Source organism: Pseudomonas sp. 5Vm1k, from assembly GCF_056161485.1.
In genome coordinates this window covers 258,969-275,125 of the sequence record NZ_JBSPCZ010000003.1, presented here as the reverse complement: position 1 = coordinate 275,125, position 16,157 = coordinate 258,969, and the positions used below count along the sequence as shown (strand labels likewise).

Below are 16,157 nucleotides of genomic sequence, written 5' to 3'. Positions count from 1 at the left end.
GGTTCAATCCAGTGTTAGGGCATGTTCAAGATCTGCTGAGGAGAGGCGCTCGGCCTCTTCCAGCGTTCGACGGATTGTTGCTGTGAGGTGTTTTTCGATCTGCCAGGGATCCGTCATCGCCGCCAAGTCATACGACAGCTGAGGCAACGGGCCGAACAACTGGTCGCGCAGCAAGCGGCCGGCGTCGTAGGCACCGGTCTCTACGGCTTCCTTGGACACCAATGAACCTTGCGCCTTGCCCAGTTCGATCTCGGCCAGTTTGGCCATGTTGTGCTCGCGCAGCGCGCGGGACTTCTGGTAGTCGGGGTGTTTGCCATCGCCTGGCATTAGCTGCGGCGGCGCAGCCGTGGAAGTCGGCTCAATGACGGGGGACAGTTGGCTGTACACGTCACGCTGAATCCGATCTTGCTGGTGGCGTTCGGCAACGGCTGCCTTGCTGGGGTCGCTGGTTTTGTCGAGCAGTGCCTCAGTAGCCTCAAGATCAATCTTGCCGTTTTCGGTAAGCACCAGCCGATCCTGGCTGGCTAATTTGGAAACGTAGGATTTGGCCCAACCGCGCCGGGCCGCAAACTCCGTTTTGCTGATTACAGTCATGGTTAATTTCCCCAGTTCACCCCGCGAGTTCACCTGTTCACCTCAGTTCACTAAGCTGGTGAACCGCCCGCTAACACAGTCCCGCGGGTTTCCGACCCCGTACCCGCCGAATACCCCCAGGGTCCCCGGCAGTTTTCGGCGCCCCGCCGCAATTCCTCACCCCTGTTCGCCGTTGGCAGGTGGCACTTCGGAAACGCCCAGCCGCTTGGCGGCCCAGCGCTCGTAAAGACCAATGGCGACATCAGCGCCGGCCATCGCAGTCAGGCAACCCAAGCTGCCGGCCGTCCAGATCGTCATGCCCGCGCCGATCATCAGCATCATCGCCGACACCCCGCAGACAATGCAGGCACCGGACCGAAGTGCAAGGCGCCGCAACAACGCCCAGCCTCGCGCCCCATCTTTATCTGCTCGCCACATTTCACCGGATACGCCGCCGACCAAGGCCAGGACGATCACTAACCAAATCGGCATCTCTGCCAGCGCTTGCTGCTCATTTGTCATGTTGTGCCTCAAGTGAAAGAGCGCGCTAAACACAAAAAGAAAACCCCGCCGGAGGGCAGGGTTTTCAGTGTCGCGGCGCTTGCCAGGACGGAGTGCACAGCACGTGCTCGGGGGAAGCGCCGAGGCGCAGAACTCATATCGTGGTGACTTTTTACCCCCTGAGTACGGAACCGAAAAGAGGGCATTTTCGGTTAACCGGCTCGACGCAACTTTGACGCAACTTTGAGGAGACTTTGAGGTAAAACGCCCCGACCAGCGGTTAGCCACTTACGTGCATCTTTGCGTTCGGCCAACACCTCAAAGAGTCGCACATGAAGACTGTGCACAAGGTCGTAGTAGGTTTGCTTCGCCTTAGACACATATCCCAGTTCATGCATTTGCGAAGGCCAGGTCGGTGCAGGGTCGTAGCCGTAGCGCAAGACCGCCAACTGTTGCAGCCTTTCTCCCCGCCCACCATGTCGAGCGATCTCGGAAAGAGCCGCACCGATTTCTTGAGCAACTGCATCAGGCCCCGCACCAGCCCCCATAATGATCCGCGATCCGGGCGTGCCGCGCGGTGCACATCCACCCCACTCCATGATCGTTGCCATCGGGCTACCCATCCCCCCCACCTCGCCATTACTCCGAAGTTGCTCGCCCCAATGCTTCAGCAGCACTTCCATTGCCTCGATCATCGCCCTACCCCCCGAAAAACCGAACCCAACACAGAAAACCCGTTACCCGACACAAACCCAACACATATACATCCCTTTAAAATCAATACTCTTATTAACTTTGAGTTGAGTGTGTTGGGTTTGTTGGGTTTTTCCGTCCTCGCATAAGAAAAAATTCTTACTGTTGTCTTCAGTGCAAATAACGTCACGCATGCGCGCCCGCGACACCAAACCCAACACACCCAACACAACAGCCGGAAACCCGCGCAAATAAAGGACTGAAACTGTGTTGGGTAGCCAAAACCAACCCGACACACACCCGACACACCCAACACACTTTTAGGCGTAGTCATGCGGCAGCTGCCTTAATGTGGTCCCAGCTGTCCACATTCCACCCTGCTAGCTTCGCGTTTGCTCGCCAGCTGACAACCACCGCGCCAAGCACGGCCGACTTCAGTGATGGGGGCGGGGAAGCATCCTGATCAACCGGAAAGAAGAACGCACCAAACTTGCGATTACTCCCATCGGTCCAAGGTATCGATCGCGTTTTTTCCACCTCGGAATTGATGAACAGCGAGAACTTCGTCTGACTCATCACGTGTTCTTTATTGCGCTGACACCACTCCAGGAACAACGAGTAAAGGTCAGTGGAAAGACACGGCCCCCAGAGTCCTTGACCCAGCTCGCTGTATTTCCACAGGTGTAGGAACGTCTGCCAGCCGGCCCGACTCAGGGCCACCAGGCGTTCACGGGCGTCAGTGGATGGCGGACGCGTTCGCTGATTGAAGTCGCCCAAATCAACCGACAACAGCCAGCCATAAAGAGCTGCGACACCGCCTTGCTCCAGCTCCCGGCCAATGGCTTTTTGGCGCGCCACCGGCAAGGTATCCAAGGGCCAGACAACCAGCATTCGGCGATCGCTGTCACTGATCGGCCATGGCATGATCTCGTTACTCAAGAACACCGCGTTCATATGGTTGGATTCCTCCCAGCCATTGATGAACTTGGATTCCATCCGCACCGTTTTGCCCGTCACCAGGTGTTTGATTTTGCCCACCTGGTTGTATCGCTGATCGCGGCTGACCACCTCTTCGAAAACGGCCCAAAGCTTCCGGCTTTGCCAGGCGTTGAAATTGCTTTCCAACTGAGTCTGTCCGACTGTCGCGGCGTACTGGCCGTACAACTTGCCCATGGTATCGGCGAAAAACAGACTCTTACCCGAGCCCTCCATGCTGGAGTGCATCAGCACAGCGGTATCCATCTTCGCGCCCAAATGCTGCAGCGGAAACGCCAGCCAGCGAGTCAACCAGAGCGCCGCATTTTCATCGTGGTTACATAGAAATGAGATCAACCACCGCAAGTTGGCACATGCGGCATCGTCCCTGAGCGGCTCCAGCGGCAAGCCATCAAAGGTATTGATGTAGATGCTCGGGTCCTTGGTCATCGTCGGGTCAAAAACAATGTGGTCAACGTCGACCACCCGCCGCTCGCTGCTGTTCAGCCACAATGGGTACGTGTCACCGAGGGCCATTTTCACGGCACCCTCGGCAACGCGGCGTTTCTTCTCACGATCCCAAACGTCCTTGGTGCCATCGATGTACACGTAACGCTCGGTTGGCGGCATCCCGAAGGCACCGCCCTTCTTGCCCGCCATCCGCCGCGACTGCTCGATATCGCGCACATGGTCATCGGATATCAGCTTGCGGTGCTCGGTATCTTCCGCCCATTGTTTCGCCAGCGGCTTGCCGACACGCGCTTCGAACGCAGACTTCTTCATCACCCGCGACTGGTCGAAGTCCCACACGTGAGTGGTGCCTTCCACCAGCGCATACCGCCGCAGGATCTGTTCAAGCGTGAGTGCCTCCCCCGCCCCCCCGTCAGAAGCCGGAGCGGCCTCGCCGCCTTCGTCCGGCGCACAGTCCGGCTCGCTCGGGTCACCTGATGGGGTCGGGGGAAGATCACGCGGGTCCGGTCGCGAAGAATGCTGCATACCCAGCAGTCGTGCGGCGTCCTTGACGGCCCGAGACTGGTCGCCACCATGCTGCAACAAACAGAACACCTCAAACGCGTCGTTCTGGTGCCCGTTAGCGAGTGGATCTGCGCCGTGGTGCGAATAGACCTTGCCATCATCACTGACCGTCACACCCGGCAGCCCGGTACTGCTGTGTGGATACAGCCACTTACTGCCGCGCTTAATGTAGTCGTGGGCACGCAGCAGCTCTTCAACGTCGTGACTGCGATTGAACTCGTCGATCACCGAGGGTTTACCGGCTGCCGGTGGCGCACGCTTGATGACCTTGGCCGGCGGTTTTTTCGGCTTTGGCACCCATGGACACGCCGCCTCGGCATCTCGCTTGAAGATGTCCCAGTTGTTCCAGATGGACAGCAACTCCGGAGTCAGCATCGGCAAGCCATCACTCACACTCGGCGGCGTGCGCCAGGTGTAAGGTTTACCCGTGCCTGGGTGGATCGATGGTGGCAATACATCCTGCACCAACCCACCGCGCAGCTCGAACACCGTAATGCGCTGGAATTCGTCCGCCTCAGCCCGCGCCTCGGCTTCACCCGCCGCATCACCGGCTTCCTTCGCAGCTTTTGCCTTGGCGATCAGCGCCTTGTGTATCGATCCGTCAGGGTCTTTCTCGTTGGGCCACGCCAGCGAATGACGGCTTAGTTCAAGACCGTCAGGGACGCGGAACATAATGCGAAAGCGTGCTGGGTTGCCCACCACCGTCGGAAACACCAACGCCATCGCATCAAGATCAATTTCCAGCTGGTCATAGAGAACATGCCGCGTCCACTGCACGTCATCGACGTCCAGGGAACAGATACGGCTGGGACCAAGCACAACACCAAGATTGTGCTCCGGCTTCTTTTTCCAGAATGCTGCAGCCTTCGCCGAATCGGTGAAGTACCCACCCGGCTTGTTCCAACCCATCCCCTTCGGGCCTTTCTGACCTGGCTCAATCGGAACCAGCGCCAAACCAAACGTCTCAACGTAAAACTGAGCCCAATCAGCAGTAGGCAAACGGTTCTCGTGCTCAGTCATCTGCGCCGCTCCCGCAACCCCTGGCAACTGACACAGGTCTGGCAACCCTGAATCGTCTGCTGTCGAAGCAACGGAATCGGCTCATCGCAGTCTTCGCAGAATTGAGCGCTGACGCGATTTGAAGGGATACGGCGACTACGGTGAAGAGCAACGTCGAGCAGATATTGAGCTTGGTCATTTGCGCGATCGATATCGTCAGCCATCGTTGCGATCCTCCATCGCCTGACGGGCGCCCGCCATGATGCCGAGAATTTCACGGATCACATCAGCACCGTGCTTCTCCAACGCGAGGACCTCATGAAGCTCCCAGACGTTGTCCTTGGCTGCTTCATGCATGCTCGATACGAACTCTGCAGTCTCACCCAAAACATTACCGACAGCTTTCAGCGCTTCCGAAGTTGCAGGCACTGGAACTGGTTTGTACCAAACCACCCCGGCAGGACGCATCAGCGCGTCCAGCAGCAATGGACTGGCCGTCAGCCGGATAACTTCTTCCAGCTCGTCCGGCGTCAGCCAGCGGCGCTCTTCGTCGAGCTTCAGTTTTTTCTGAAGCGAGTCGTTATCCATGACCATGTCGAAAGCCAGGGCTGTGATGCCGCCCCGATAATCACGCCCAGCGCGATAAAGCGCATGACGCAGAGAAAGGACCGGACCAGCGTCCGGCAAAAGATCTGTGCGACTCATAACCGTAAATCCCCTGTTTACGGTGTGGCCGTAGAGCAAAACACGCTCTATCCTACGACCACGACCGATGTGCTGTGCGAATCGTGCTGTGCAGCACGGCTCATCGTTCCAGTCGGCCCAGGGGATTCTTATGGTGAGAGGTCCTGGGCCGACGCGCTATGTAGCGACTTGCATGTACCTTGTGTAGCTCGTTGCTTCCGACCTGTAGTTTCTTTGGTGAGAGGTTTCAGGCCGGTGTTTCAAGTGGCGGTACGGTATGTGCTGCGTATCGCCACCGCTGGGCTGGGGGATTCTTATGGTGAGAGGCCCCAGCTCAGCACCCTTCTAAGCTGCTGACTTCAGGCCAGCTTCCGCTTTTACTTGCATGTAAAGGCCCTCAATGGCCTTTCCTGTTACGTACCGAACATCAGCACCTTTAGCAGCACGATTGATAGTCGGCTGCGTTGTTCCCACACGCTCTGCGATAACACGTTGGGATAAACCCGACCGCAGTAACTCCGCGAGCATTTCTTGGATAGTCATATCGTTCACCGATGCGCTTTCGCATTGAACGACACAATACACAAACGTATTGATCGATTCAATACAATCGCCGATACGTTTTTGAATCAAGGCAGAAAAAAGTGATTGGCGATCGCATTGCTCAATGCATGCAAGAACTGAGTCTTTCTGAAGGCGAGCTTGGTCGCCGTTCTGGCGTCCCCCAGCCAACGATTCATAGAATCGTGACGAATGCGGTTGCCAGCCCTCGCCACGAAAACATTGAAAAAATTGCCAAAGCCTTAAAAGTCAGCAGCAACTGGCTGTGGAAAGGAGGCGAACACAAGGCCCCAGGCGTTGAGATCAGCCCCTCATCTTCATCTGAGACTAACGTTGAGCCAGGCCCGGCGATCAAAGGATATGTACCCTTGATTTCTTGGGTACAGGCAGGCGCCTGGTGTGAGATTGAAGATGTGCGAACCATTGATGATGCAGAGATCTGGCTACCATGCGCCGCGTCCCATAGCAGCCAAAGTTACGCTCTCAGGGTGCGCGGACTTTCGATGTTTAACCAGCATGAACGACGGTCCTTCAGAGATGGCGATATCATTTTTGTTGATCCCGCGAAGGATGCCGAGAACGGCTCACTTGTTATCGCTAAATTGGTTGATCGCCAAGAAGCAACGTTTAAACAGTTGGTTATGGAAGGGAAGCGTCGATTTCTAAAGCCGCTGAATCCTGCTTGGCCTGAACCGATCATCGAACTGGGAGACGACGCCATGATTTGTGGCGTCGTCTTCTCGAAGCTAGAAATTTTCTGATACATCGCCGCACCAGATGGAGCCCGCTTCTTGCGGGCTTTTTTATGCTTCTTGAAAAATCAATTCGAATACGTATTGACTAGATCAATACGTATTTGTATCGTTTGCATCGTATACCTCTCACCAAAGAGTACGAGCCATGCAAACCACACAGCACAGCAACACCCGCAGCCCGATCTACCTCCACCCAGCAGCATGCAGCAGCCGCGCAGCAGTAGAAGCCATCCAGCGCCGCACCGGCCTACTGGTGATCACCGCCCCCAAAGGTCGCACTAAGGCCATCCAGGCTCTCAACAATGCCACCGCCGATGAAAGCCAGTCGCCGTTCGGGGGTGACGCAGCATGACGACACTTCTAATCGGCCTTGCTGGACGGGCTCGCTCTGGCAAAGACACTGCTGCACAACACCTGGTGAACAATCACGGATTCCAGTCCTACGCGTTCGCTGATCCGTTGCGTGACGGCCTTATGCACATCCTCAATCTGAGCCCGTGCGACTTCGAAGGCGAGCAAAAGGAACAAGCGTTGCCATGGTTGGGACGCTCACCCCGCGAACTAATGCAGTCCCTAGGCACAGAGTGGGGCCGCGACAACGTGCACCCTGAACTGTGGCTGCTACTGGCCGCGCAGAACCTAGATCTACTGGCACGCACCCACGACACCGCACGTGGCTTCGTCGTCAGTGACGTTCGGTTCAACAACGAAGCGGACTTCATCCGTAAGCGCGGCGGCGTAGTACTTCACATGGTTCGCGTGGTCGCATCACCCGTAAAACCGCACAGCAGCGAAAACGGAATCCAGATTGCTCCTGGCGACTTGCGGCTGAAAAACGACGGTTCCTTCGATGAATTGTTCACGAATGTCAACGACATCGTGGACACGCTGCACGCCCGTGCAGCAGTCGCCTGAGGACAGCGCCATGAACCGCACCCTGGACGAAACCGCCGCAGTGCTCGGACTCAAACCCCGGAAATTCCGCGAGCAACTGCGTGCGCTCCACGTGCTGACGCAAAGCGGCGACCTTGCCAGCCACCACCGTGGCGGCGGCAATCTGTTTTCAGACCCGCGCAGCGTCCAGATCGGGACCACCAACCGTTACAAGCATTACGCCGTGGTGATGGTCACCGAGGCTGGCGTGCAATGGCTGGCCAAGAAGCTGGGTATCACCATCACGCACAAGGACGCCGCCGCATGAAAACCAACTACTTCAATGCCTACACCCAAGCTCTCGGCGCCCTGAGACTGATCCCCATCTACCTGGACAGCCCAGGCGTAGTCAGCCGCGCCACACTGATCGGCGCCGCGAGCGAAGCGATTGACCTGCTGGACAGCATGCCTTGTCGCACAGTGGAACTGGCCGAGGTCTTTCGCTGTGTCAACAACGTGATTCAAGAAGGCCAAGTGGCCTATGTCACTCCGACCAACTCGCCCGAGTATCCATTCGGCGCCGTTGTCGCTGATGCAAAAGGCAACGTCTGCGCCGCCGGAATTGGAAAAAGCAAAGAAAGCCTCGCCGAACTGATCCGCCTCAAGTTGGTGCCCCCTGCGGAGGGGTTCGGGGAGGTCGCTGCATGAGCAATACCCTCGACCAGCTTCGCAAGCAATTCGCCACACCCTGCCCGTCTCTGACGGCAGTGCGGGAACAGTACTTCTCGCACATCCGGACGGACCGTTACCTGCTGAGTGAGATCAAGGCTGGGCGCATTGCGTTGGTCGTGACACACCTGCACAGGTCAGTCCGGACTAAACCGGTGGTGTACCTGCACAACCTTGCCGCCTTCCTCGACGCCCAAGCGGAGGAGGAAGCCGCCTGATTCAACGGTGCCCCTGCCGTCCAGGGGCAGACAACATCCACTCAATGAGGCACAGCACATGAGCAAAGCTCGCCCCTTCATCGACACGTTACGGGACATCGAGGCCGGAGGCTTACTTGATGAATTAAGCGAAACCCAACATAGCCTGGTCGATGCCATCCGCCAGACCGGCAAGGGCGGTGAACTGACCATCAAGCTCACCTACAAGCCTGATGGCAGCGGCCAGATGACTATCAAGGCCGACGTCAAAGCGAAGGAACCGATTCTGTCTCGCGGCACATCGCTGTTCTTCCTTACTCCCGAGGGCAATCTGACCCGCCGCGACCCACGACAACAGGACCTCCCGTTACGAACAGTCAGCGAAGACCCGGTACCGGAAAAATTGCGCCACGTAAGCCCGTAACGCCAGATTCGAAAACCTCTCACCACAGCAGCACCCAGCGGAGCACATCCAATGCAACAAGCCATTAAACAACTGGTCACCCTCGCACAGGCGATCGGCAAACCGATTGATCATCAAGGACTGGCAGCACCCATTTCCCTGCTTCCTGATGGCGTGAGCGTCAACTCGCTTGAGCACCTGCTACCCAACCCAACCCGCACGCGCCAGAAACTCACCGTGCTTGATGCCGAGTCCTTCATTGCATACGTGAACCGCTTCGCCGATGCCGCGACCGCAGTGTTCTGCAATGGCCCAGAAGGCCGAACCTTCTTGGCAGTTATCGACTACCACCAGCCAACCGCCCCCGCCTGGCGCGACCACGTGGCCACGTACCGTTGCCCTACCAGCATCGAGTGGGGTCGCTGGAAAGAGAACGACCGCAAGCGCATGGATCAAGCAACGTTCGCCGAGTTCATCGAAGAGAACGTCAGGGACATCACCCAGCGCGCAAACGAAACGAACGACCCCAGCCCGGCCGACATGCTGGAGATCAGCCGCACCCTGGAAGCCAAGAAAAACATCACCTTCCGCCAAGGCACCCGCCTCGACAACGGCCAGGTTCAACTGACCTACAACGAAGAAATCGACGGGCGTGCCGGCGAAGCAGGCCAACTGCGCATCCCTGAACAATTCTTCATCGCCGTGAAACCTTTCCTCGGTGGTGACGCTTTCTGCGTCCCTGCCCGCTTCCGCTACCGCATTCTGGAAGGTCGCCTGCAAATGTGGTTCGAGCTGGTGCGCCCCGACAAAGTGCTTGAAGAGGCCTACAACGCCGTCCGCCTGAAGATCCAGAGCGCAATCGGCGAAGTACCGCTGTACGAAGCCACCCTGTAACTAATCCCAAGTAATACCCCGCCGCCAGCCTCTCACCAAAAATCCTGTCGGCGGGCTCTACCGAGGTACACAGCACATGACACCAATTCAGATTTGCGCACTGATCGTTCTGATCGTACTTGTTGGCCTTACCTATTGGGCAGGCTATCGCGGCGGCCTGAACGATGGCCGCATCGAAGGTATCGACGAAGGCAAGGCCATCCAGCAATCAGATAGCTCAGGGACGATCCAGGACCTCAAGCGATCGCTTGATCAGGCGCAGGACCACCACAAGCAACTGTACTCCCACTATGAGCGCGCATTGGCCGCCTCAAAACTAGGGGAACCAGAACGCCAGACTCTGCTGGCCATCGCCGAACAACTGCGAATTGCGGCAGAGACATTCAGCGCATTCCGCACAGGCAAGAAACTCGAACGAGACACCATTACGCTCCGCGACCAGGCTCTCGCCATTGCAAGCATTCTGGAACCAGTAGCGCAGGAAAGTGCCGCATGACCACCCTTCGCCGAACAGTCCGAATACGCAGCGGACAAATGCCGCCCCTCGACCTCAATGTCATCTGTAACAAATGCGACAAGTCGCGGGCACACGGCAACCATAAAGAATGTAGCAAGCAGCGCCAGGCCGACGGCATCGCACGGCGCGCAGGGGAGCGACAGCAATGAGCCTTCCACGCTGGGTAATGATTAACCGCGCCTCAGAACTTACGGGCTACAGCGAAGACGCCATTCGCCACAAAGTGAAGAACGGCACCTGGGCTCAAGGCCGGATCTGGCGCAAAACGCCAGACGGCCGCATTGCAATCAACATGACGGAGTACGACAAATGGGCCGAGAGCGCACCGCAGCAAGCGGCTTAGAGGCAGAGCTGGCCAAACACAAGGGGATTGAGCTACATGGTGGCAACATTCGCGTCGTGTTCATGTGGCGGCGAATCCGCTGCCGCGAATCCCTCGGCCTCCCGATAACCAAAGCCAACATCAAACATGCCGCCCTACTAAGGGCGGCGATCATTCATGAGATCAAGACAGGAAACTTTGATTACGGCCGGCACTTTCCAAACTCGAAGAATGCGACCAACTACACCAACGTAAAAGACGAGCGCATCGCAGCACTGATGGCACGTTACAAACCGCTGAAGGCTGTCGACATTACTCCGATGACCGAAGAAAAGTACGGCTACGCGCTGGATATTTGTACCGAATTATTGGGGCCCGAGCGATTGGCAGGCATCCTTTTACCTGAAGATATCCAACTGCTCAGGACGCAATTGATCGCCACCCGGGCGCCTTCGACGGCGAACCATTATCTGGCTACGTTTGCCGGATTTTTGGCGTGGTGCGAGACCAACAGCTACTGCCGGAAAGGCTTGTCCGCCGCTTGCATTCGATTCGCCATGATCGGACGTGAACCGGACCCTCTCACCAAGAGTGAGTTCGAACAGTTGCTCAATAAAGGCTGCATTCACCCTCAAGACTCAGCCGCGATTACTCTCGCAGTTTACTCGGGACTTCGCCCTGGTGAACTGTGCGCGCTGGCAGTCGAAGATATCGATCTGGTCGCGGGACAGATCAACATCATCAGGGCAATCACTGCGGATGGCACATTCAAAGTACCTAAGACTGGAAAACCTCGGGCGGTGCTTCTGATGCCGCCTGCGATCGAGGCCTGTAAAACTCTGATGGGACTAGTAGACGATCATGCGCCGCGCAAGATCGAGGTGTACATGAATCGCCACGAAAGCCGTGCAGAAACAGTCACCCCACTTCTATCTCCGACCACGCAAGCCAGAAAGAAAATAATCAACCATTGGTTCATTCCCACCTCGTGGAACACAAAGTGGGCAGCCATTCAAAAGCGTTCGGGGATTCGCCCGCGTCGGCCATACCAAACTCGGCACACCTACGCTTGCTGGTGCTTAACAGCTCGAGGAAACCTCGCATTCATTGCGAAGCAAATGGGCCACAAAGACTTCACTATGCTAGTAGAAGTCTATGCAAAATGGATGGATGATGAATCTCCCAGAGAGCTACAAAACATCTGGGATAATATAAGAACAAAACGTTAAGCCGCGATACTAGCTTCAAGATCTTCTACCAATACGATAGCGATCTCACAACGCTGTAGAAATACATCAGCATCCATTGAAGATATGTGCGAGCCAAGCTGATAATCAGCCTTACATCTAGTCTCATGCAAAACTTTGAGCGCGTACCCCACACGCTTCATTTTTGACTGAAGAACCTTATCGGGGTACAGCGTGTCGATATAAAAGGCTCTTAGATTCTTATGTGTCGGCCCCGACAGGCTACTGACTGGCGGTAAATGCACACCATCAGCATGCTCAATTGCGGAGTGATATAAAGCGTAATAGCCTCTCGAAATACAGCTTCTAACACGAATCTCAGCACTGGGAGAGGTGGAAAGAAAATCTTTCGCCTCACTCAAAAAATCCCTATATACAACACCCATAAAAACTCCCTATTTATGCTGCGTTATGCTCAATGCCAGAGTGCGCCTGAAGATGCTCACGACGAATAATATTTACAACAATTCTATCCCAGTCCTCAATAGCAGGATCTTCAAGAATCAAATCCATCAAGTATTCATTTACTTCAACCAACTGACTTACGCTATTCGCCTCAACATTCAATTCCAAATATATGTGACTTACGCCATCAAAATTTGAAACTCTCTCCACCATATGAGCAGTACTTAAGTTGTACTTTAATAACGCCTGCTCAACATATAGGCCTACTTTAGAAACTTGCTTCAAGCAAATACCTAGAGACTCTACTGAGGACACAAAAGCCCGCGCCTCTTTAACTGCCTTAAGCTCATCTACATCTACAACAGAGTTCGCCTTCTTGAAATCCGCAATTATTGGCTCAAGACTCTCGTAATCCAGAAGAAACGCTATAGTCTGTAAACGGTGAGACAGAAGCTCTGTATCTCCGGGGACAATGGTAGCGGTCTTAGCAAAAAGATCTTTAGCCAAAGTTAAATCACCGAGTGTTTTCATCGACACCCCAAAATTGAAGTAACCAACATCATCGGCAACAAGTCGCAGCGACCTTTCATGAAGTTCTTTAGACTCTGCGTAATCTCCAGTAATCGCCGCAAGCATACCGCCCAACATATATGCTTCCGATGCGTTAACCGACACTAGCTTTTCTATATCTCTTTTCAGAGACCTAACTTCAAATGGGGTTACATCAGAACGCTTCGAGAGAACCTCGATGCGAGCAGTCAATTCTTGACCCTTACTGTTCGGAACGGACATATAGTCCTCCTGTACCGGCGATCCTTTGCCACAGTCCCTAGGTTGCAGGTGATGCTCCTAAGGACCGATAAAATATTTACCCAGAAACACGCGATGAAAAAATGGGTCTGGGTAAACATTTTCATAGCTCATAGCGGTGCAAAATCTACGCATCGCCCTACCTTTAGTCAACACCTCCTATGCCAGAAACCTTCGCGACAAAGACTTTTTTCCAAAGGATCGGGCGGGGTGAGGCCCGATCCGGCGTGGTAACCTTCTACAACTGTAGCTGAGTAATGCGAATGCAGGGCCCGAGCACGACACCATGCAAAAATTCAGCAAATGCCCCATTTTTGCCCCACAAATTTCAACATAGCCCCTTAACTACCTGATGAATAAAGCGATTTCAGATTTATCCTCCCACACGCCGATGATGCAGCAATACTGGCGCCTGAAGAATCAGCACCCTGACCAGCTGATGTTCTACCGCATGGGTGACTTCTACGAGATCTTCTATGAAGACGCGAAGAAGGCCGCCAAGTTGCTCGACATCACCCTGACCGCCCGTGGGCAGTCGGCCGGCCAGGCGATTCCGATGTGTGGGATTCCTTACCACGCCGCCGAAGGCTACTTGGCGAAACTGGTCAAGCTCGGCGAGTCGGTGGTGATCTGTGAGCAGGTCGGTGACCCAGCCACCAGTAAAGGGCCGGTGGATCGGCAGGTAGTGCGGATCATCACACCGGGTACGGTCAGTGATGAAGCGTTGCTGGATGAGCGTCGGGACAACCTGATCGCGGCGGTGCTGGGTGACGAGCGTCTGTTCGGTCTGGCGGTGCTGGACATCACCAGCGGCAATTTCACCGTACTGGAAATCAAAGGCTGGGAGAACCTGCTGGCGGAACTGGAGCGGGTCAATCCGGTGGAACTGATGATCCCGGATGACTGGCCAAAGGATCTGCCGGCGGAAAAGCGTCGTGGGGTTCGTCGTCGTGCACCGTGGGATTTCGAGCGTGACACGGCGCTGAAAAGTCTCTGCCAACAATTCTCGACCCAAGACCTTAAAGGCTTCGGCTGCGAGAATCTGACCCTGGCCATCGGCGCCGCCGGTTGCCTGCTCAGCTACGCCAAGGAAACCCAGCGCACTGCCCTGCCGCACTTGCGCAGCCTGCGCCATGAACGCCTGGACGACACCGTGGTGCTGGATGGCGCGAGCCGTCGCAACCTGGAACTCGATACCAACCTGGCGGGCGGCCGCGAGAACACTCTGCAATCGGTGGTCGATCGCTGCCAGACCGCCATGGGCAGCCGCTTGCTGACCCGCTGGTTGAACCGTCCGCTGCGAGACTTGACCGTATTGCTGGCGCGTCAGTCCTCGATCACTTGCCTGCTCGATGCCTACCGTTTCGAAAAGCTGCAACCGCAGCTCAAGGAAATCGGCGACATTGAGCGGATTCTGGCGCGGATCGGTTTGCGTAATGCTCGCCCTCGCGACCTGGCCCGTCTGCGCGACGCCCTGGGCGCACTGCCCGAGCTGCAAGTGGCAATGACCGAGCTCGAAGCCCCGCACATCATTCAACTGGCCGCGACCACCAGCACCTATCCGGAACTGGCGGCGCTGCTGGAAAAAGCCATTATCGACAACCCGCCGGCGGTCATCCGTGACGGCGGTGTGTTGAAAACCGGTTACGACGCCGAGCTCGACGACCTGCAATCGCTCAGCGAAAACGCCGGGCAGTTCCTGATTGATCTGGAAGCTCGCGAGAAGGCGCGCACCGGTCTGTCGCACCTGAAGGTCGGCTACAACCGCATCCACGGTTACTTCATCGAGTTGCCAAGCAAACAGGCCGAGTCGGCGCCGGCGGACTACATCCGTCGCCAGACGCTCAAAGGTGCCGAGCGCTTTATCACGCCGGAATTGAAGGCGTTCGAAGACAAGGCGCTGTCTGCCAAGAGCCGCGCTCTGGCTCGCGAAAAGATGCTCTACGAAGCGCTTCTCGAAGACCTGATTTCGCAACTGCCTCCCTTGCAAGACACCGCCGCGGCACTGGCCGAACTGGACGTATTGAGCAACCTTGCCGAACGCGCACTGAACCTTGATCTGAACTGCCCGCGCTTCGTCAGTGAGCCGTGCATGCGCATCAGCCAGGGTCGTCACCCGGTGGTCGAGCAAGTGCTGAGCACGCCGTTCGTGGCCAACGACCTGAGCCTGGACGACAACACGCGCATGCTGGTGATCACCGGCCCGAACATGGGCGGTAAATCCACCTACATGCGTCAGACCGCGCTAATCGTATTGCTGGCGCATATCGGCAGTTTCGTACCGGCCGCCAGTTGCGAGTTGTCCCTGGTAGACCGGATCTTCACCCGGATCGGTTCCAGCGATGACCTGGCCGGTGGCCGATCGACCTTCATGGTCGAGATGAGCGAGACCGCAAACATCCTGCACAACGCCACCGAACGCAGCCTGGTGCTGATGGACGAAGTCGGTCGCGGCACCAGCACCTTCGACGGTCTGTCCCTGGCCTGGGCGGCGGCCGAGCGTTTGGCGCATCTGCGCGCCTACACGCTGTTCGCCACTCACTACTTCGAATTGACCGTGTTGCCGGAAGCCCAGCCGTTAGTGGCCAACGTGCACCTCAACGCCACCGAGCACAACGAACGCATCGTGTTCCTGCACCACGTGCTGCCTGGCCCTGCCAGCCAGAGCTACGGCCTGGCGGTTGCGCAGCTGGCCGGTGTGCCAAGCGAAGTGATCGTGCGTGCTCGCGAGCACCTGGGTCGCCTGGAAGCCACCGCCCTGCCGCACGAAGTGCCCAAGGCTACCAAAGGCAAACCGGCCGCGCCGCAGCAGAGCGACATGTTCGCCAGCCTGCCGCATCCGGTGCTGGATGAATTGGCCAAACTGGATCTGGACGACATGAGTCCGCGTCGCGCGCTAGAAATGCTCTATACACTAAAGACACGGATCTAACGCACTTGCCTGCAAGCTGTTAGAATCTCGCGCGGTTTGGGATGCTGCTGGC

Annotated in this window: 20 protein-coding genes; 12 read left to right on the top strand and 8 right to left on the bottom strand. The window is 56.5% G+C overall.

Features of this window, described 5'->3' with window-relative positions; translation table 11 throughout:
- Positions 1-3: 3 nt before the first annotated feature.
- The 6 genes from ACWIKB_RS07740 to ACWIKB_RS07715 all read right to left on the bottom strand — a co-directional run bounded on the left by ACWIKB_RS07740 (position 4) and on the right by ACWIKB_RS07715 (position 5,481).
- Positions 4-594, bottom strand: a complete 591-nt coding sequence (locus ACWIKB_RS07740) for a terminase small subunit (protein WP_054048671.1) — start codon at positions 592-594, stop codon at positions 4-6.
- Between the two features lie 156 nt (positions 595-750).
- Positions 751-1,095: a phage holin family protein gene (locus tag ACWIKB_RS07735; RefSeq protein ID WP_475266051.1), complete on the bottom strand. Its 345-nt coding sequence runs from the start codon at positions 1,093-1,095 to the stop codon at positions 751-753.
- A 191-nt stretch (positions 1,096-1,286) separates the two neighbouring features.
- Positions 1,287-1,757 carry a hypothetical protein gene (locus tag ACWIKB_RS07730; protein ID WP_475266050.1) on the bottom strand — a complete coding sequence of 157 codons (471 nt, stop codon included), beginning with the start codon at positions 1,755-1,757 and terminating at the stop codon, positions 1,287-1,289.
- A 340-nt stretch (positions 1,758-2,097) separates the two neighbouring features.
- Complete coding sequence (locus tag ACWIKB_RS07725) at positions 2,098-4,797, bottom strand: bifunctional DNA primase/polymerase (RefSeq protein ID WP_475266049.1); 2,700 nt, start codon at positions 4,795-4,797, stop codon at positions 2,098-2,100.
- Positions 4,794-5,000, bottom strand: coding sequence for a TraR/DksA C4-type zinc finger protein (locus ACWIKB_RS07720; RefSeq protein ID WP_145252693.1), 207 nt, complete (start codon positions 4,998-5,000; stop codon positions 4,794-4,796). Before ACWIKB_RS07720 ends, ACWIKB_RS07725 begins: the two co-directional genes overlap by 4 nt.
- On the bottom strand, positions 4,993-5,481 hold the full coding sequence (locus ACWIKB_RS07715; protein WP_475266048.1) for a phage regulatory CII family protein: 489 nt from the start codon (positions 5,479-5,481) through the stop codon (positions 4,993-4,995). The genes ACWIKB_RS07720 and ACWIKB_RS07715 overlap by 8 nt, the downstream gene beginning before the upstream one ends.
- A 623-nt stretch (positions 5,482-6,104) precedes the next feature.
- On the opposite strand from ACWIKB_RS07715, the gene ACWIKB_RS07710 reads away from it, so the two are divergent.
- The 11 genes from ACWIKB_RS07710 (at position 6,105) to ACWIKB_RS07660 (ending at position 11,940) form a co-directional block, all read left to right on the top strand.
- The gene (locus ACWIKB_RS07710) at positions 6,105-6,782 is read left to right on the top strand and encodes a LexA family protein (protein WP_475266047.1); all 678 of its coding nucleotides are present in this window, start codon (positions 6,105-6,107) and stop codon (positions 6,780-6,782) included.
- Positions 6,783-6,921: 139 nt separating this feature from the next.
- Positions 6,922-7,128: a hypothetical protein gene (locus ACWIKB_RS07705; protein WP_475266046.1), complete on the top strand. Its 207-nt coding sequence runs from the start codon at positions 6,922-6,924 to the stop codon at positions 7,126-7,128.
- Positions 7,125-7,691 (top strand): deoxynucleotide monophosphate kinase family protein, encoded by a 567-nt coding sequence (locus ACWIKB_RS07700; RefSeq protein WP_475266045.1) that lies wholly within the window; start codon positions 7,125-7,127, stop codon positions 7,689-7,691. The genes ACWIKB_RS07705 and ACWIKB_RS07700 overlap by 4 nt, the downstream gene beginning before the upstream one ends.
- Positions 7,692-7,701: 10 nt before the next feature.
- Positions 7,702-7,977 (top strand): hypothetical protein, encoded by a 276-nt coding sequence (locus ACWIKB_RS07695; protein ID WP_401230520.1) that lies wholly within the window; start codon positions 7,702-7,704, stop codon positions 7,975-7,977.
- Complete coding sequence (locus ACWIKB_RS07690; protein ID WP_475266044.1) at positions 7,974-8,357, top strand: hypothetical protein; 384 nt, start codon at positions 7,974-7,976, stop codon at positions 8,355-8,357. Before ACWIKB_RS07695 ends, ACWIKB_RS07690 begins: the two co-directional genes overlap by 4 nt.
- Entirely contained in the window at positions 8,354-8,596 is a 243-nt protein-coding gene (locus ACWIKB_RS07685) for a pyocin activator PrtN family protein (protein WP_221106803.1), read from the top strand. The genes ACWIKB_RS07690 and ACWIKB_RS07685 overlap by 4 nt, the downstream gene beginning before the upstream one ends.
- A gap of 58 nt (positions 8,597-8,654) precedes the next feature.
- A complete protein-coding gene (locus ACWIKB_RS07680) occupies positions 8,655-8,999 on the top strand; it encodes a hypothetical protein (protein WP_123584673.1) in 345 nt (114 codons plus the stop codon).
- A 51-nt stretch (positions 9,000-9,050) separates the two neighbouring features.
- Positions 9,051-9,872 carry a YfdQ family protein gene (locus ACWIKB_RS07675; protein WP_475266043.1) on the top strand — a complete coding sequence of 274 codons (822 nt, stop codon included), beginning with the start codon at positions 9,051-9,053 and terminating at the stop codon, positions 9,870-9,872.
- Between the two features lie 76 nt (positions 9,873-9,948).
- Positions 9,949-10,368, top strand: a complete 420-nt coding sequence (locus tag ACWIKB_RS07670; protein WP_475266042.1) for a hypothetical protein — start codon at positions 9,949-9,951, stop codon at positions 10,366-10,368.
- 166 nt (positions 10,369-10,534) lie between these two features.
- Entirely contained in the window at positions 10,535-10,732 is a 198-nt protein-coding gene (locus ACWIKB_RS07665; RefSeq protein WP_122588920.1) for an excisionase, read from the top strand.
- Positions 10,699-11,940, top strand: coding sequence for an Arm DNA-binding domain-containing protein (locus tag ACWIKB_RS07660; protein ID WP_475266041.1), 1,242 nt, complete (start codon positions 10,699-10,701; stop codon positions 11,938-11,940). Before ACWIKB_RS07665 ends, ACWIKB_RS07660 begins: the two co-directional genes overlap by 34 nt.
- On the opposite strand, the gene ACWIKB_RS07655 is transcribed toward ACWIKB_RS07660, so the two are convergent.
- Together ACWIKB_RS07655 and ACWIKB_RS07650 are read right to left on the bottom strand one after the other, a co-directional pair.
- Complete coding sequence (locus tag ACWIKB_RS07655) at positions 11,937-12,344, bottom strand: hypothetical protein (protein ID WP_475266040.1); 408 nt, start codon at positions 12,342-12,344, stop codon at positions 11,937-11,939. The genes ACWIKB_RS07660 and ACWIKB_RS07655 overlap by 4 nt on opposite strands.
- Positions 12,345-12,357: 13 nt before the next feature.
- The gene (locus ACWIKB_RS07650; protein ID WP_475266039.1) at positions 12,358-13,155 is read right to left on the bottom strand and encodes a hypothetical protein; all 798 of its coding nucleotides are present in this window, start codon (positions 13,153-13,155) and stop codon (positions 12,358-12,360) included.
- 382 nt (positions 13,156-13,537) lie between these two features.
- Here ACWIKB_RS07650 and mutS point away from each other — a divergent pair, with 382 nt between their 5' ends.
- Positions 13,538-16,105, top strand: a complete 2,568-nt coding sequence (gene mutS / locus ACWIKB_RS07645) for a DNA mismatch repair protein MutS (protein WP_475266327.1) — start codon at positions 13,538-13,540, stop codon at positions 16,103-16,105.
- Positions 16,106-16,157: the final 52 nt, after the last annotated feature.

Coding starts and splice junctions, on each gene's coding strand:
- ACWIKB_RS07740 (WP_054048671.1), bottom strand. CDS start 594: ATGACTGTAATCAGCAAAACGGAGTTTGCGGCCCGGCGCGGTTGGGCC.
- ACWIKB_RS07735 (WP_475266051.1), bottom strand. CDS start 1,095: ATGACAAATGAGCAGCAAGCGCTGGCAGAGATGCCGATTTGGTTAGTG.
- ACWIKB_RS07730 (WP_475266050.1), bottom strand. CDS start 1,757: ATGGAAGTGCTGCTGAAGCATTGGGGCGAGCAACTTCGGAGTAATGGC.
- ACWIKB_RS07725 (WP_475266049.1), bottom strand. CDS start 4,797: ATGACTGAGCACGAGAACCGTTTGCCTACTGCTGATTGGGCTCAGTTT.
- ACWIKB_RS07720 (WP_145252693.1), bottom strand. CDS start 5,000: ATGGCTGACGATATCGATCGCGCAAATGACCAAGCTCAATATCTGCTC.
- ACWIKB_RS07715 (WP_475266048.1), bottom strand. CDS start 5,481: ATGAGTCGCACAGATCTTTTGCCGGACGCTGGTCCGGTCCTTTCTCTG.
- ACWIKB_RS07705 (WP_475266046.1), top strand. CDS start 6,922: ATGCAAACCACACAGCACAGCAACACCCGCAGCCCGATCTACCTCCAC.
- ACWIKB_RS07700 (WP_475266045.1), top strand. CDS start 7,125: ATGACGACACTTCTAATCGGCCTTGCTGGACGGGCTCGCTCTGGCAAA.
- ACWIKB_RS07695 (WP_401230520.1), top strand. CDS start 7,702: ATGAACCGCACCCTGGACGAAACCGCCGCAGTGCTCGGACTCAAACCC.
- ACWIKB_RS07690 (WP_475266044.1), top strand. CDS start 7,974: ATGAAAACCAACTACTTCAATGCCTACACCCAAGCTCTCGGCGCCCTG.
- ACWIKB_RS07685 (WP_221106803.1), top strand. CDS start 8,354: ATGAGCAATACCCTCGACCAGCTTCGCAAGCAATTCGCCACACCCTGC.
- ACWIKB_RS07680 (WP_123584673.1), top strand. CDS start 8,655: ATGAGCAAAGCTCGCCCCTTCATCGACACGTTACGGGACATCGAGGCC.
- ACWIKB_RS07675 (WP_475266043.1), top strand. CDS start 9,051: ATGCAACAAGCCATTAAACAACTGGTCACCCTCGCACAGGCGATCGGC.
- ACWIKB_RS07670 (WP_475266042.1), top strand. CDS start 9,949: ATGACACCAATTCAGATTTGCGCACTGATCGTTCTGATCGTACTTGTT.
- ACWIKB_RS07665 (WP_122588920.1), top strand. CDS start 10,535: ATGAGCCTTCCACGCTGGGTAATGATTAACCGCGCCTCAGAACTTACG.
- ACWIKB_RS07660 (WP_475266041.1), top strand. CDS start 10,699: ATGGGCCGAGAGCGCACCGCAGCAAGCGGCTTAGAGGCAGAGCTGGCC.
- ACWIKB_RS07655 (WP_475266040.1), bottom strand. CDS start 12,344: ATGGGTGTTGTATATAGGGATTTTTTGAGTGAGGCGAAAGATTTTCTT.
- ACWIKB_RS07650 (WP_475266039.1), bottom strand. CDS start 13,155: ATGTCCGTTCCGAACAGTAAGGGTCAAGAATTGACTGCTCGCATCGAG.